General features: G+C 68.3%; 12 protein-coding genes. 5 read left to right on the forward strand and 7 right to left on the reverse strand.

The features are described 5' to 3' along the window. Positions 1-187: 187 nt before the first annotated feature. The 5 genes from ABD658_RS04565 to ABD658_RS04585 all read right to left on the reverse strand — a co-directional run bounded on the left by ABD658_RS04565 (position 188) and on the right by ABD658_RS04585 (position 4,838). Positions 188-1,108: a LysR family transcriptional regulator gene (locus ABD658_RS04565; RefSeq protein WP_344684541.1), complete on the reverse strand. Its 921-nt coding sequence runs from the start codon at positions 1,106-1,108 to the stop codon at positions 188-190. Positions 1,109-1,209: 101 nt separating this feature from the next. Next, positions 1,210-2,403: a M20 family metallopeptidase gene (locus ABD658_RS04570; RefSeq protein ID WP_344684543.1), complete on the reverse strand. Its 1,194-nt coding sequence runs from the start codon at positions 2,401-2,403 to the stop codon at positions 1,210-1,212. 1 nt (position 2,404) lies between these two features. Continuing rightward, positions 2,405-3,076 carry a DUF1028 domain-containing protein gene (locus ABD658_RS04575; RefSeq protein WP_344684545.1) on the reverse strand — a complete coding sequence of 224 codons (672 nt, stop codon included), beginning with the start codon at positions 3,074-3,076 and terminating at the stop codon, positions 2,405-2,407. Continuing rightward, positions 3,073-3,495 carry a RidA family protein gene (locus ABD658_RS04580; RefSeq protein WP_344684547.1) on the reverse strand — a complete coding sequence of 141 codons (423 nt, stop codon included), beginning with the start codon at positions 3,493-3,495 and terminating at the stop codon, positions 3,073-3,075. Before ABD658_RS04580 ends, ABD658_RS04575 begins: the two co-directional genes overlap by 4 nt. A 50-nt stretch (positions 3,496-3,545) precedes the next feature. Next, complete coding sequence (locus ABD658_RS04585; protein ID WP_344684549.1) at positions 3,546-4,838, reverse strand: flavin-containing monooxygenase; 1,293 nt, start codon at positions 4,836-4,838, stop codon at positions 3,546-3,548. A 461-nt stretch (positions 4,839-5,299) separates the two neighbouring features. Here ABD658_RS04585 and ABD658_RS04590 point away from each other — a divergent pair, with 461 nt between their 5' ends. Together ABD658_RS04590 and ABD658_RS04595 are read left to right on the forward strand one after the other, a co-directional pair. Beyond that, the gene (locus tag ABD658_RS04590; protein ID WP_344684551.1) at positions 5,300-6,760 is read left to right on the forward strand and encodes an aldehyde dehydrogenase; all 1,461 of its coding nucleotides are present in this window, start codon (positions 5,300-5,302) and stop codon (positions 6,758-6,760) included. 40 nt (positions 6,761-6,800) lie between these two features. Continuing rightward, positions 6,801-7,448 (forward strand): TetR/AcrR family transcriptional regulator, encoded by a 648-nt coding sequence (locus tag ABD658_RS04595; RefSeq protein WP_344684554.1) that lies wholly within the window; start codon positions 6,801-6,803, stop codon positions 7,446-7,448. Between the two features lie 74 nt (positions 7,449-7,522). On the opposite strand, the gene ABD658_RS04600 is transcribed toward ABD658_RS04595, so the two are convergent. Next, positions 7,523-9,496 carry a primary-amine oxidase gene (locus tag ABD658_RS04600; protein ID WP_344684556.1) on the reverse strand — a complete coding sequence of 658 codons (1,974 nt, stop codon included), beginning with the start codon at positions 9,494-9,496 and terminating at the stop codon, positions 7,523-7,525. A 218-nt stretch (positions 9,497-9,714) separates the two neighbouring features. Between ABD658_RS04600 and ABD658_RS04605 the strand changes: the two genes are divergently transcribed. Further along, positions 9,715-10,152, forward strand: coding sequence for a hypothetical protein (locus tag ABD658_RS04605; protein WP_344684559.1), 438 nt, complete (start codon positions 9,715-9,717; stop codon positions 10,150-10,152). A gap of 28 nt (positions 10,153-10,180) precedes the next feature. On the opposite strand, the gene ABD658_RS04610 is transcribed toward ABD658_RS04605, so the two are convergent. Continuing rightward, complete coding sequence (locus tag ABD658_RS04610; RefSeq protein ID WP_344684561.1) at positions 10,181-11,611, reverse strand: glycosyltransferase family 87 protein; 1,431 nt, start codon at positions 11,609-11,611, stop codon at positions 10,181-10,183. Between the two features lie 135 nt (positions 11,612-11,746). Between ABD658_RS04610 and ABD658_RS04615 the strand changes: the two genes are divergently transcribed. Both ABD658_RS04615 and ABD658_RS04620 read left to right on the forward strand, forming a co-directional pair. Next, on the forward strand, positions 11,747-12,832 hold the full coding sequence (locus tag ABD658_RS04615; RefSeq protein ID WP_344684563.1) for an inositol-3-phosphate synthase: 1,086 nt from the start codon (positions 11,747-11,749) through the stop codon (positions 12,830-12,832). 54 nt (positions 12,833-12,886) lie between these two features. Continuing rightward, on the forward strand, positions 12,887-14,194 hold the full coding sequence (locus tag ABD658_RS04620) for a DUF418 domain-containing protein (protein WP_344684565.1): 1,308 nt from the start codon (positions 12,887-12,889) through the stop codon (positions 14,192-14,194). Positions 14,195-14,311: the final 117 nt, after the last annotated feature.

Below are 14,311 nucleotides of genomic sequence, written 5' to 3' on the forward strand. Positions count from 1 at the left end.
GCGGAACGGTTCCGCGTGACGTCCGATGGGCTCACTGCCAGTGTTCTCCGCGCCTCAGCGCACTTCAAACATCAGGAAACGAGTTCATTCATCAGATGATGTGATGGAGGTCTCACTCCCTCTCGCCTTCCTGCAGGCGGAACAGACCAGAGAACGTGGACCGCCCTAGGGGAGGGGCAGCGGCAGATCAGGGTAGGTCTGTGCCGCCGTCGAAGACGGTGCGGCAGGTGGCCAGGAATGCCTCCGCCTTGCGCGAGAGCTGCTCATCAGCTCGATGCGCGACGCCGATCTGCAGGCCGGACGGGACGCCGTCCAGGGGCACTCGGATGATGCGTCGTCCGTCGTTGGTCAGATCATGGGCTGGGCGTTGGTTGAGTATCGTGAAGCCGTGGCCTCGGGCGACCATGGACCGCACGACCTCGAAGCTCTCGAATCGCTGGTGGATCCTGGGCTGCAGATCGGCGGCGCGGAACAGCGAGAGGAAGTAGTTGGAGCTCTTGCCGAGGTCCAGGAGGATCAGCGGCTCGTCCACCAGCTCCTGGAGTGTGACGGAGTCGCGGGCGGCGAATGGGCTGGTTGGGGCGACTGCCGCGTAGATGGGGGCATCGCACAGTGGATCGAACATGACCTCGCGGCCGTAGTCGAAGCTGTAGGTGAGGGCGATCTCCAACTCCCTCCGCTGCAGCATCGGTTCGATCTGGTCGGCGGTGACCTCATGGAGTCGGACGGCGAGTTCCGGGTGGCTCCCCCGGAGCGAATCATGAACCTCGGGGAGCCAGAACGGTGCCAGAGTGGTGAAGATCCCGGCGGTGAGGTGGCCAGTGATGACGGACGGGTGCACGGAGTTCACGGCGTCGTCCAGGGTGAGCATGACCTCCAGGGCGCCATGGTAGAAGTTCCTGCCCTGTTCGGTCAGCACGACCCCGCGCGAGCGGCGCCTGATCAGCAGCTGACACCCCAGGGTGTCCTCGAGCTGAGCGATGGCGGTGGACACCGCCGATTGGGCGACGTAGAGCTCACCCGCGGCCTCGGTCATGGATCCCAGCTCCGCGGTGCGGAGGAAGTAGCGGATCTGGGAGACCGTGATGTCCTGAGTGGACTTCGGCATGGTCGGACGTCCTTCGTCGGGCTGCGTGGCAGCTGCACCGGCCCGCATGGCTGGGCTGTCGGGGGTCGCCTCCATCATAGGACGGCCCATGTTCCACCAGCTCAGGTGCCCGCTGGTGGCCCTTCGACGCCGGTCGTCGCCGGGCCGACGTAGTCCAGCGCGGTGAGGGCCAGGGCCGCCGCGCCGTCGACGACCGCTTGTTCGGCGGCCTCTCCGACGCAGTGGGCCGCGAACGCCGGCTGATGGTTCGAGACCGGATAGGTGCCCAAGCCGATATAGGGGTGGATGGCTGGCACCACCTGGGACACGTTCCCCATATCTGTGGAGGCTCGGTTCATCGTTGCGTGGGCGGCTGGGGAGTCGAATCGGCGCCCCAGCGACTCCGCATGGGCCACATAGAGCGCCAGCGCTCGCTCATCTGTGCGAAACTCGGAATAGGGCTTCGACTCGGGGGTGATGGTGAGTTCCGTCCCCGTGGCATGAGCACCGGCCTCGAAGCAGCGCTCGACCCGCGCCTGCAGCCCCTGGAGGTTCTCCAACGTCTCGGCACGGACGTACCAGCGCCCTTCGGTACGCTCCGGGATGGCATTCGGCGCTTCGCCGCCGCGGGTCTGGATCCCGTGGACGCGGGTCCCGGCCGGCAGCTGCTGACGCAGCAGGCCCAGCGCCATCTGCGCGATGAGGAACGCGTCGTTGGCGTTGATCCCCTGCTCCGGATAGGCCGCCGCATGGGCTGCACGACCCCGATACTCGACATGGGAGTGGGAGACGGCATAGGGCTTCGCTTCGGCGGAGTCCACTGGCCCCGGATGGGCCATCAGTGCCAGATCCAGCCCGGTGAAGGCACCACGGTCCAACATCTCGATCTTTCCACCGCCTCCTTCCTCAGCGGGAGTGCCGTAGACCTCGACCGTCAGATCCTGCTCGGCGGCGAACTCAGCCAACGCCAGGGCTGCGCCTACGGAGATGGCAGCGATCAGGTTGTGTCCGCAGGCATGGCCGAGACCGGGAAGAGCGTCGTACTCGACCATCAGCCCGATGCGCCGGGATCCGGAGCCCCACTGCGCGTAGACGGCCGTGGGGAGGCCGAGGTACTCCGTGGTCACGTCGAATCCGTGGCCAGCGAGAAGTTCAGCCGTCCACGCGGCGGCGCGATGTTCCTCCCAGGCGGTCTCCGGGTGGGCATGGAGCCGGTCCGCGAAGTCGATCAGCGAGCCGCGATGCTCGGCGACGGAATCCAGCACACGGGTCCGGGCCTCTGCGGCCCCATGCTCACGGGGGATGTCCGGACTCATCTCAGCGCTCATCCCCCGGCACGCCGTAGCCGACGGACGCGTCGGGATCGAGCGCACGGATCACGTAGTCCTCACGTTGGGGGAGCCAGACCTCCAGGAGTCGACCCAACTTGGCGACGGGCGTCTCATGCCAGTCGACACGCAGGTCGGTGTCTCTCCACCCGTGGCCGGTGACCACCGAGAGGCCGGCCGAACGGACGGGACCGGCTTCTCCGCCGGCGTCGAGCCCGGCTCGCAGGCCAGCCAGCAACCGGGTTTCGAGTTCACCCGTGGTGGTGGAGAAGGCATCGCAGACCGCCTGGATCACGGCGGGCGAGGCGAGCATGTTGCCGGCCGCCACACAGTCGTTGCCCTGGACGGAGGCATGCACGCCCAAGGTCCCGGCACCGCTGAAGACGGCGGAGCGGCCGACCGCATCGAGGACCACCAGCTGACGGTGGTCCCGCGTGGGTTCCTGGTCAACGATCTCCTGGAGCGCCTCATCGGCGCTGCGGCCCTGCGCCAGGCGTGAAAGCACCGCGGGGCCCAGCCGCGGATCCGTGATGTTCTGGGAGCTCACGGCGCCGATCCCATCGGCCAGATGGATGCAGCGGGCGGCGACGGCCGGGGAGGATGAGGAGACGGCGATGCCGAGGCGGCCGGCGTCGTCGCGTCCGGCGATGCTGAAGGTCACTGATCCTCACCTCCGGAAAGCACGGCGGTGGCGTCGATCTCGACGAGCCACTCCGGCCGGGCGAGCGCATCCACCACCAGCCCCGTGGAGACCGGGTGCACGCCTCGGAGCCAACGGCCCATGACTCGGTACACGGGTTCCCGGTACCGGATGTCCGTCAGGTAGACGGTGACCTTGACGATGTCCTGCAGGTCACCGCCGGCCTCCTCCATGAGCATCGCGATGTTCGCCATCGCCTTCTCGGCCTGCGCCTCCACGTCCCCGATGCCGACCGATTCGCGGGTGTCCAGGTCCTGTCCGATCTGACCGCGGAGGTAGACGATGCCACCTGCTACGACCGCCTGGCAGAGGTCATTGTCGAGATTCTGTTCCGGGTAGGTCTCGGCGGTGTTGAACGGCCGGATCCTGGTGTGTCTCATGGCAGCTGCCCTTCTCTCGGGTGCGGTGGCGGGGTGAATCTGGTGTGTGGTCAGACGGCGCTCGGCTGCGTCGTCGTGGTGGAGTCTTCCGCCGCCTGCTGGGGCGCGTATCTCAGGTAGGCACGCTGGATGGCGATGTGCTCGGCCAGGTGACGAGCATCGTGCCAGACGCCCCAGATGAAGCTCGAGCCCCGGCGGGACTGCCAGGGCAGTCCGAGGAAGTGCACGCCTGGCTCGGAGGACACGCCTCGCTCGTGCTGCGGACGGCCGCGCTCATCGAAGGCGTCGACCTGGAGCCAGCCGTAGTCGACGGTGAACCCGGTGGCCCACAGTATGGTGGTGATTCCGGCGGCAGCGAGGTCCAGCTCGCGCAGCGGTGCTGTCACACAGTCGGGGTATGGACCGAGCCTGTGCGCTTCAGGCTCCTCCGGGAGGTCCAAGCCATTGCGCTCGACATAGGCGTCAGCCTCGTGGAGCAGGGTCAGGTAGTTGGCGTCGCCTGCCGCGATGTTCCGCTCCAGGTCATCGGCGAACCTGACCGTGCCGTCGTGATAGGCCTCAGCCCGACCCACCAGGTGGATGCCCGTGGCGGCCAGGTCACGGAAGTCCACGGTGCGTCCCCCGTGGGCGCCGGAGACGGCGATGGTCACGTGGCTGGCATCCGGGGAGGGAGCGGTGGCCTCCCACTTGTTGAGGACGCCCAGCCACCACACGAAGTCCCGGCTGCGGTAACGGCGCGGCGGGCGGTCGTGGGGGCCGATGGCCAGGTGCACCTGGCGGCCGGACTGCTGGAGCTCCTCGGCGATCTGCACGCCGGACGACCCCGCTCCGACGACCAGCACATTCCCCGGCGGAAGCTGTCCGGGGTTCCGGTAGTCGCTGGAGTGGAGCTGATGGATGCCCGCGGACTCCGGGACGAGGGCGGGTATCACCGGCTTCTGGAACGGACCGGTGGCGGCCACGACGTGGCGGGCCAGCACAGTGCCCTCGGAGGTCTCGGCGACGAATCCCGGGGCACTCTCACGGCGGCGCACTGAGGTCACCTCGACTCCGCAGCGTATGGGGGCGTGGAAGGTCTGGGCGTACGTGGCCATGTAGTCGGCGACCTGGTCCTTGCTGGCAAACTCGTCGGCGCCGACCTCGGTGAACTCCAGGCCGGGGAATCGGTCATGCCAGGCGGGACCGTTGGCGACCAGGCTGTCCCACCGTTCTGTGCGCCAGCGCTCGGCGATCCGGTGGCGCTCCAGCACCAGGTGGTCGATGTCCTGCGCGGTCAGATGCTCGCTCATGGCGATGCCGGCCTGCCCCGCGCCCACGACGAGCACTTCAGTCTCCTGTGTCACTCTTCCGCCTCCACTTCCGTCAGCCAGTCTCTGGCAACCGGTGCTCTCGTCAGTCCAGGACGTCGACTCGTCCTGCTGGTTGCGACGACACGTGGATTCACGGCCGATCCGCTCGATGTCAGCTTCCAATCCGAGGCAGAGAACATCAAATAGTCGCTCCTGCAGAGCGATATCAGTTCTGATGATGCATCCCGGGAATCGTTGTGGCGGCTCGCAGTCGAGGCGTCGATCGATGGCGGAAGAGACGATCATGGAGTGCTGAATCTGATTTTTCGATGATCCACTCCATATCCCAGCGATTGATGTCCGCATCGCACGTGCGTAGCGTCGCGGACAGGAATCGGATCGAGGTCGCCGTGAGTCGTAGGGAGGTCCGCCCGGACCGATTCCGGACATTCTTCGGGAGACGACGCGAGGCACGTGCCTCATCCGGGGGTTCAGAGACAGAGGAGAGGACAGTCATGGCTCTGCCACAGAACATCGACGGACGCGCCTACATCGGGGGCCGGACCCCCAGCTCCGATGGCAGCACCACCGCGGATGTCAGCCCCGTGGACGGTCGGACGTTGGCACAGATCGCCTCCTGCACGCGCAGCGACGTCGACCGGGCGGTCGCGTCGGCACGGGAGAGCTATGACGCCGGCCTGTGGAGTCGCGCCGACGCCGGGGTCAGGAAAGCCGTCCTGCTTCGCCTGGCCGAGCTGATCGAGGTGAACTCCGAGGAGCTGGCCCATCTCGAGACTATGGACATGGGCAAACCGCTGGCCCAGTCCACGGCTGTCGACGTCGCGGGAACCGCCGAGATCTTCCGCTGGTACGCCGAACTGGCTGACAAGCTCCTCGACGAGATCCCTTCCACACCGGGAGACTCCATCGCCCTGGTGCAGCGGGAGCCGCTGGGCGTGATCGCCGCCGTCGTGCCGTGGAACTATCCCCTCGAGATCACCACCTGGAAGCTCGCCCCCGCTCTGATCACGGGAAACTCGGTGGTGCTGAAGCCGGCGACGCAGTCTCCGCTGACCGCGCTGCGACTGGCCGACCTGGCCGCCGAGGCTGGATTGCCCGACGGCGTGCTCAGCGTGGTCCCGGGACCGGGCGGAGTCACCGGCGACGCGTTGGCTCGCCACATGGAGGTCGACATGCTGACCTTCACGGGATCCACGGCGGTGGCCAAACGCCTGCAGGTCGCCGCGGGTGAGTCGAACCTCAAGCGCCTCGCCCTGGAGGCCGGGGGCAAAAGCGCGAACCTGATCTTCGCCGACACACAGGACCTGAAGAAGGCGGCACAGATGGCTGCCTTCGGCGCCTTCTACAACAACGGACAGGTCTGCTCCGCCAATTCACGGATCCTGGTGGAACGGACCGTCCACGATGAGTTCGTCGACCTGCTGGTCGAGGCCGCCGTCGCCTTCGGCCCGGGGGATCCGCTGGATCCGCAGCATCAGGGCTGTGGGGCCGTGGTGGACGCGGGTCACGCGGCCGACATCATGGCGGCAGTGCAGGAGGCTCGAGAGGCGGGCGTGCTGCGCAGCGGAGGGCAGCGTCTCGAGATCCGAGGCTCGGACTGCTACATCGAGCCGACGATCGTCACCGACCTGCCGGTGGAGCATCGTCTGCACCGCGAGGAGGTCTTCGGCCCGCTGGTCACCGTGACCCCCTTCGACACGGAGGAGGAGGCCGTGGCGATGGCCAATGCGACCGACTACGGGCTGGCCGCGTCCCTGTGGACCAGCGACGTCGGCCGGGTCCACCGGGTCTCACGCAACCTGGTGGCGGGGACCGTCTCCGTGAACACCGTCGATGCCCTCGGCCCGACGACGCCCTTCGGAGGATTCCGTCAGTCAGGCTTCGGCAAGGACCTCTCTGCCCATGCGATCGAGAACTACACGGAACTGAAGACCACCTGGATCCAGTTCGGCTGACCGTTCCGCCCGAGGTGCCCCGCCATGCCAGGATGGGGGCATGCCCAAGAAGGTCGATCGGCGGCAGCGTCGACGGGAGATCGCCGAGACGTACATGAGGATCGTCGCGCGCGACGGCATCGAAGCGGCGTCGACACGGGCGCTCGTCCAGGAGTTGGGGACCTCCACCGGATCCCTCTGGTACTGGTTCGACTCCTTCGACGAACTGCTCTCGGAGTCCTTCCAGCTGACCTTCGCACGCACCAACGAACGTATCGCAGACCGTGTGGCCGGGCGGCGTGGGCTGGCCGCTCTGGTGGCGATGCTCCGGGAGATCGCACCGCTGGACCCCGTCGCGACGTCGGAGGCACTCGTCGTCGTGAGCTTCTGGGGCCGGGTGGTCACCAATCGTGCGATGGCCCGACATCAGATCGCGGTGGTCTACGAATGGGGGCGCCAGTTCCGCCTGCGACTGGAGGAGGCCGCGGAGCTCGGTGAGATCGTGCCGGAGGCCCCGGTCGACACGCTCGCGGAGACGCTGCTGGTGCTCACGGACGGGCTGCAGATCGAATCTGCGCTCGGAGCCCCGCTGGCGGAGCGGGACAGGCAGTGGCGTCTGCTCTGCGGGTCGCTCTCACCGTGGGTGACGGCTGCTGGGCGGGAGCTGATCGCCTGCCCCTGGTCTCCCGTCGAGGAGATGCGGCCGTGACGATGGCACTGGGGGCCCCGCAGCGCTTGCCGCGGGGCCCCCAGTGGCGGGATGTGGAGACGTGCGCCTCGGGCTCAGTCGCAGCGGCAGTCGGACGAGTCGCCGGATTCTGGGGCGGTCGATGCTGAACAGTGATTCGACGCTGGAGGCGGTACGTCCAGGGTGGGGTTGCGATCGAAGAATCCGCTGGGCAGAAGCGTGAAGCCCGCATAGTCGACCGGCATGATGGGCCAGTCCTCGGGACGGGGATAGTGGGTCAGGCCGAAGCTGTGCCACAGGACGATGTCCTCTCCCTCCACGGGCCGGTCCCCAGCGATGTATCGGGGCAGGCCGTCATCCCCAGGGTTGAGGTTGACGAGCCGTCCGGCCGGGTGGAGCTCGTCCTGAGCGTTCTGGGTGACCCAGAGGTGATGGGAGGCGAAGGCGGCCCGGCGCTGCACGGACGAGCCTTCGGCGGCGAGCAGGGGAGGAGCGTCGGTGGGGTGCAGCTCATAGGCCGTCGGCTGGCCCAGTCGATTGGTGCGCTCAGTGCTGGAGACCCTCCAGATTCGTCCCAGCGAGCCGTCCGCGTCGCGCACGGCCTGCTGCTCCGTGGTGAGTCGGGTGGTGGACCGTGAGAACACGTTCCCCCATTCGTTGCCCGGCCCCTGGGGGACGCGGGCCACGTCCAGCTCGTCCACCGCGTTGGCGGTGCCGTCGACGTCCATGTCCAGGCGGGCGCAGAACATGTGCTGGTGGATGGGAGCCCCCAGCCCCGGGGCAAGTTCGGTGACCTGGTCAGTGCCGCCGTCGGGGAGACTGGCGGTGAACACGATGCCGGTCGCCTTGCACTCCAGCTCGATCTTGCCGTCCAGGTAGAGGTGCCAGTAGAAGCCGTAGTCGTAGTTGCCCACAGTGACGAAGAAGGAGATCACCAGGCGGCGCTGGCGTCGCACCTCGCTGGACTTCGAGTAGTCGTCGGTGTGCTTCCAGAGAATGCCGTAGTCCTCTTCGTGGATGCAGATGGCGTTCTTCAGGACCTTGGGGTGGCCGAAGTCATCGACGACGACGGCGTCGACGTAGGTGATTTCGCCCAGACAGTCGCAGCCCAGCTCCAGAGAGTTGGCGAGCCGGCCGAACTGGTATTCGCCGACGTCGAAGTAGTTCTGCCAGGCGTGCACCGGGGAGGGGTCGGCGTAGTTGACGACCATCTCGGCGATGGAGCCGCGGTGCATCACCGGACGGTCCTCTCCGCGGTCGGTGAAGGAGAGCTGGTGCAGGGTCAGGCCCTCACGGCCGTTGAAGCCGACTCGGACCTTCCAGTTCTCCCAGCTCAGCAGGCCGTCTTCCAGAGTGAAGCTCACGCCGTCCGGCTGGGTGATGGAGATGGGTTTCAGCGAGGTCCGGTGCTCACCGCGTACGGCTGGATCCAGGTAGTCGCCGGACTCCTCAGGCACGTGAGTCACGTCGGTCTCGATCACGCGCAGCACCTGCTGGCTGGTGAGGTCGACATGGGCGACGACACCGTCGATCGGGTGGGCCCAGATGGAGTCGGTGGGGTGGTCCTGGCGGAAGGCCAGGGCGCGGACCATCCGACGTCCGACTTCGTCGTCGTAGTCGAAGACTCCGGCGGAGAGGCTGATGACCACGACCTGGGAGAGGTCGGTGATTCCGCGGCGCTCCAAGGCGGCAATCCATCGAGGGTCCTTCTCCAGCAGCGGGGCCGCGGCTCCGTAGTCGCCGTCGAAGACCGGGGCGGTGCCTTCAGCGGCGGTATCGACGAGGTGCTCGTGGACGATCGTTCCCCCGGTGATGTCGACGATGACGTCCCGCAGCGTCATGGTCTCCAGATCGGTGAGCAGCAGGCTCGCTTCACGCGGCAGCGGATCCGTCGGAGTCCACGCGAGCAGGTCGGCTTTGGTGGGCTCGCGGAGGGCCACGTAGGAGAACCGCGTGCTCTCCGTGACCAGGCCCTTCGCGCGGAGCAGCTCACGCAGCGCATCGATCTCGTCCACGGTGAGCGGAGCGAGCGGATGGGGGACTTCGCTCGTCGGGGTCTTGTGCGACATGACGTCTCCTTCGTATTCTTGAGCAATTGCTCAGAAAAAGTATGGCATATGTCACGAGGGCGGGGAAGGGTGCGCTGATGGAGACCAGGCAGAGGGAGGCCGGACCGGGGCCCACGGCTGTCCGGAGCACGGCAGGGCGTCAGGCGCGGCGTCGTCGCCGGTCGGCGGGTGACGGGGAGACCCCCTGCGCGGCCTTCGTGCGGCGAGGAGCAGCCGTCATGGCACTCGCATCAGCAGGGCTTCACCTGCTGATGATCGGTCACGGAGGGTTGCTCTGGTCAGCGGTGATGACGACCATGGCGCTGGCCTGCGTACCCTGTGCGGTGCATCTGTGGCGGCGCGAGGCGATCCTCTCCTGGCGGCTGATCGGGCTGATGAACGGGCTCATGGTGGTCGTGCACCTGATCCTGTTCGGTGACCCCAGCGCCGTCGCGCCGTGGGAGAGTGCAGGTCAGGGAGGTGGCCACCCTCTGCACGGCGGATCCCATCACCCAGAGGTCCATGCGGCTCAGTATGGCGGAGGCGGCCCGTCCCATGTCGTGCTCGTCGGTGCGACGGTCCTCGCGCTCGCTGAGGTCCTCCTCGCCACGTGGCGCGGGTGGCTGCAGGGGTGGGTGCGCCGGTGGGCGCGCGGGATTCGAGGAGTGAGGAGCTGACCCTGAGGTTCCCGCGGATCCATGGTGCTCAGCGCCGCTGATCCAGCACCGGCGGGTTCCGCACGACGTCGCGCTCCGGCCGGTACATGTCCCGCACCACCACGGCCATGATCCACAGGGTCGCGGCCATGTGGCCCAGCACGGCCAGCACATAGACGCCGTCGGCCATGCTGTGCTGCGGCTGGTGGTCCCCGACGACGCCGGCCAGGTACATCCACACCGCCCAGAAGTGCAGGATCTCCGCGGCCTGCCAGATCAGCACGTCCCTCCACCGAGGGGCGGCCAGGGCGAGCAGCGGGATCAGCCAGATCATGAACTGCGGCGAGTAGACCTTGTTGACCAGCGCGAAGGCCGCGACGATCAGGAGCAGCAGCTGGACGGTCCGCGGCGGGACGGGTGCCTTCGCTCCGAGGATCAGCACGCCGAGGCAGCAAGCCACGAACAGCGCCAGGCTCAGAGTGGAGATGAGCCCCGGCGCCGGCCCGCTGCCGCCCTGACCCTCGGCGAGCACCTGCCAGATGTGCCAGATCGACGAGTACCCGGCGCCCCGTTCGGCGGAGAACGCCCAGAACTGGGACCAGTTCTCCGGGCTGACCAGCATGGCCGGGAGGTTCAGGGTCATCCAGGCGAGGACGGCGGCGCCCAGAGTACCCCCGAACGCGCCCCAGGGCAGGCCGTCCCGGCGTACGGCGAGCACGAACACCGCCCCCAGCAGGAACAGGGGGAACAGCTTGAAGGAGACTCCCACTCCGATCAGGGCGCCGGCGGTCAGGTGCTGTCCGCGCTGGTGCGCCAGCAGCGCCAGCACCAGCGCGGCCGTGGCCCAGAGGTCCCAGTTGATGCCCGCTCCGTAGATGATCGCCGGGGAGGTGGCCACGATCGCCGCGTCCCAGGGGCGTCGCCCGGCCGCGCGCATCACGGCCAGAACCAGCACGAACCAGGCCAGGGCGGCACCCAGGAAGGTCACGTCCCAGTACAGCAGGGACAGGCGGCCCTCCCAATACACCAGCGACGGCGCCAGCGTGCTCGTCACGGCGTTCACCCCGTGGGTGACCAGGGCGGCCAGCGAGGCCAGCAGGGAGGTCAGCACCGGGTACTCGAACCAGGCGCCGTCGACGAACGGCGCCCACGGGTCCTGTGCGAGTCCGCGCTGCACATACAGGGCGGAGACGTCGGAATAGCAGCCGTGGTGGTACACGCCCACGCCCACCCAGCCTTCGGCTCGGCAGTGCTGCATGGTCAGCACCGAGAGCAGCACCGCGACGGCCGTCATCACCAGCAGCGCGCGTGTCACGGTCCGGCGCGGCGAGGCGCGAAGCCGGGAGCCGGCCGGGCCGCCCAGCCGGTCGGAGAGCAGCCGCAGCAGTGGGTCGGACCGGGTGGGGGCGACGGTGTCTCCGGCGCCGCGGAGGTCGCCGTCGGCGTCGGAGCTGACCGGGGCTCCTGTTGGAGGTCTCATCGCCACCACCTTATGACCCGAATCTGCCCGCGGTCCTCCGCCCGGCGCCGGTGCTGATGAGGAATAATGGCGGCTCGATGGACGTCCGCCTGAGACGTCCTGAGACCTGAGCCGAGTTTCCCGAGGAGCATACCTGTGGCCACCAACCCCATTCGCGTCGCCGTCGTCGGCGTCGGCAACTGCGCCGCCTCCCTGATCCAAGGTGTGGAGTACTACAAGGACGCCCCGGTCGACCAGCAGGTGCCGGGTCTGATGCACGTGCAGTTCGGCGACTATCACATCTCCGACGTGCAGTTCGTCGCGGCCTTCGACGTCGATGAGGCGAAGGTGGGGCTGGACCTCTCCAAGGCGATCGGTGCGAGCGAGAACAACACCATCACCATCGCCGACGTCCCGCCCACCGGGGTGACGGTCCAGCGCGGACCGACCCTGGACGGGCTGGGCCGCTACTACCGGGAGACCATCACCGAGTCCTCCGCCGCGCCGGTGGACGTGGCCGAGGCGCTGAAGGCCGCCGAGGTCGACGTCGTCGTCTGCTACCTGCCGGTGGGCTCCGAGGAGGCCGCCCGGCACTACGCGCAGGCCGCCATCGACGCCGGCGCCGCCTTCGTCAACGCGCTGCCGGTGTTCATCGCCGGCACCGAGGAATGGGCGCAGAAGTTCACCGACGCCGGCGTGCCGATCGTCGGTGACGACATCAAGTCCCAGATCGGCGCGACGATCACCCACCGTGAGCTGGCCGCGCTGTTCGAGTCCCGCGGGGTCATCCTGGACCGCACCTATCAGCTCAACGTGGGCGGCAACATGGACTTCAAGAACATGCTGGAACGCGACCGGCTCGAGTCCAAGAAGGTCTCCAAGACCCAGGCGGTCACCTCCAACACCAGCGCGGACCTGCAGGCCGAGGATGTGCACATCGGACCCTCCGACTACGTGCAGTGGCTGGACGACCGCAAGTGGGCCTATGTGCGCCTGGAGGGCCGCAACTTCGGTGACGCCCCCGTGGCGCTCGAGTACAAGCTGGAGGTCTGGGACTCGCCGAACTCCGCGGGCGTGATCATCGATGCGCTGCGGGCGGCCAAGATCGGCCTGGACCGCGGCATCGGCGGCCCCCTGGTCTCGGCGTCGAGCTACTTCATGAAGTCCCCGCCCGAGCAGCTGCACGACACCGTCGCCCGGGAGCGCGTGGAGGCCTTCATCCGCGGCGAGGTGGAGCGCTGAGGATCATCCTTCGGAGGGATGAGCGGCGGTGGCAGCCTGCCTAGGCTGAGTGCCATGAGCGGACAGCAGCCGGACGGCCCCCTCGGCACGCAGCCCCACACCCCCGACGACGGCGGCGCGCCGCGGGCCGCCGGTGAGCCCGCCCAGCCGGCACGGCCGCCGCGGCTCGTCGCCGTCGACGCCCTGCGAGCCGTGGCGCTGCTGGGCATCCTGGCGGTCAACATCTGGTTCTTCGCGGAGCCCGGGCAGCTGACCACCGGCGAGTTCCACCGGGAGATCCAGGGCCCCGGCGACCAGCTGGCGGCCTTCACCGCCACACTGCTCTTCGAGGCGAAGTCCTATGTGGTCTTCTCTTTCCTCTTCGGGCTGTCCTTCGTGATGCAGTGGGCCTCGGCCCACCGGGCCGGGGTCTCCGAAGTGGGCCGCTCGGTGCGCCGTTTCGTCACGCTGGCCGTGCTCGGTGTCCTGCACGGCATCTTCCTCTTCGTGGGGGACATCCTGCTGGCCTACGCGCTGCTGGGCTTCGCGCTGCTGGGCATGCGGCGGGTGCGCACCCGCACTGCGCTGATCGTCGCCGGCGTGCTCTACGGGGCGGTCACCCTGTTCCTGTTCGGCATCGCGGCGCTGGTGCTGCTGGCCGAAGGGACCCCCGGCTTCGACGAGACCATGATGCTGCCCGGTGACGCCGACGCCGCCGTCGCCGCCTACACCGGGACCATCGGCTCGTATCTGGGCTTCCAGCTGGAGGCCTACGCCACCATGGCTCCCATGATCATCTTCGGGCAGGGGCTGATGGCCTTCGCCGCGTTCCTCATCGGACTGGTGGTGGGGCGCACGCAGCTGCTGGAGCGCATCGTCGGCCGGGGCGTGCCGACCGGCCGCCTGGTGGCGATCATGCTGCCGGTCCTGGTGGTGGGACTGCTGATCTCCGGGGCCGCGGCCTGGATCGACTGGGGCGCCCCCGGCTCCGTCCCCACCGAGGAACCCGGCATGGGAATGATGCTCCTGGCCCAGGCCCTCACCCTGGCCGGCGGGCCGGTCCAGTCCTTGGGCTACGTGATCCTCGCGCTGCTGGTCTTCCGCAGCCCGGCCTTCGGCTGGCTCACCGCCGCCCTGGCTCCCGCCGGACGCATGTCGCTGACCAACTACCTCGGCCAGTCGCTGGTGCTCGCCGTGGTGTTCTCCGCGCTGGGGCTCGGCCTGGCCGGAGAGCTCACCGCGCTGCAGATCGGCGTGATTGTGCTCGGGCTGTGGCTGCTGCAGCTGCTGCTCTCCCGGCTCTGGATGGCCGGCTTCCGCACGGGGCCGCTCGAGGCCCCGCTGCGGGCGATCACCTACGGCCGGGCTCCCCGCTGGCGGTGAGGGGGCGCGGCCCACGGAGGTCCCCTCAGCCGGAAGGATGACCCGCCCGCAGCGCTCGGGGACAGGGGAGGCAGAAGATCACCCCACAGGTTGAAGCCTGCCAGCCCACCGGCCCGT

Source organism: Nesterenkonia aethiopica, from assembly GCF_039534665.1.
GTDB classification, from domain to species: Bacteria; Actinomycetota; Actinomycetes; order Actinomycetales; family Micrococcaceae; genus Nesterenkonia; species Nesterenkonia aethiopica.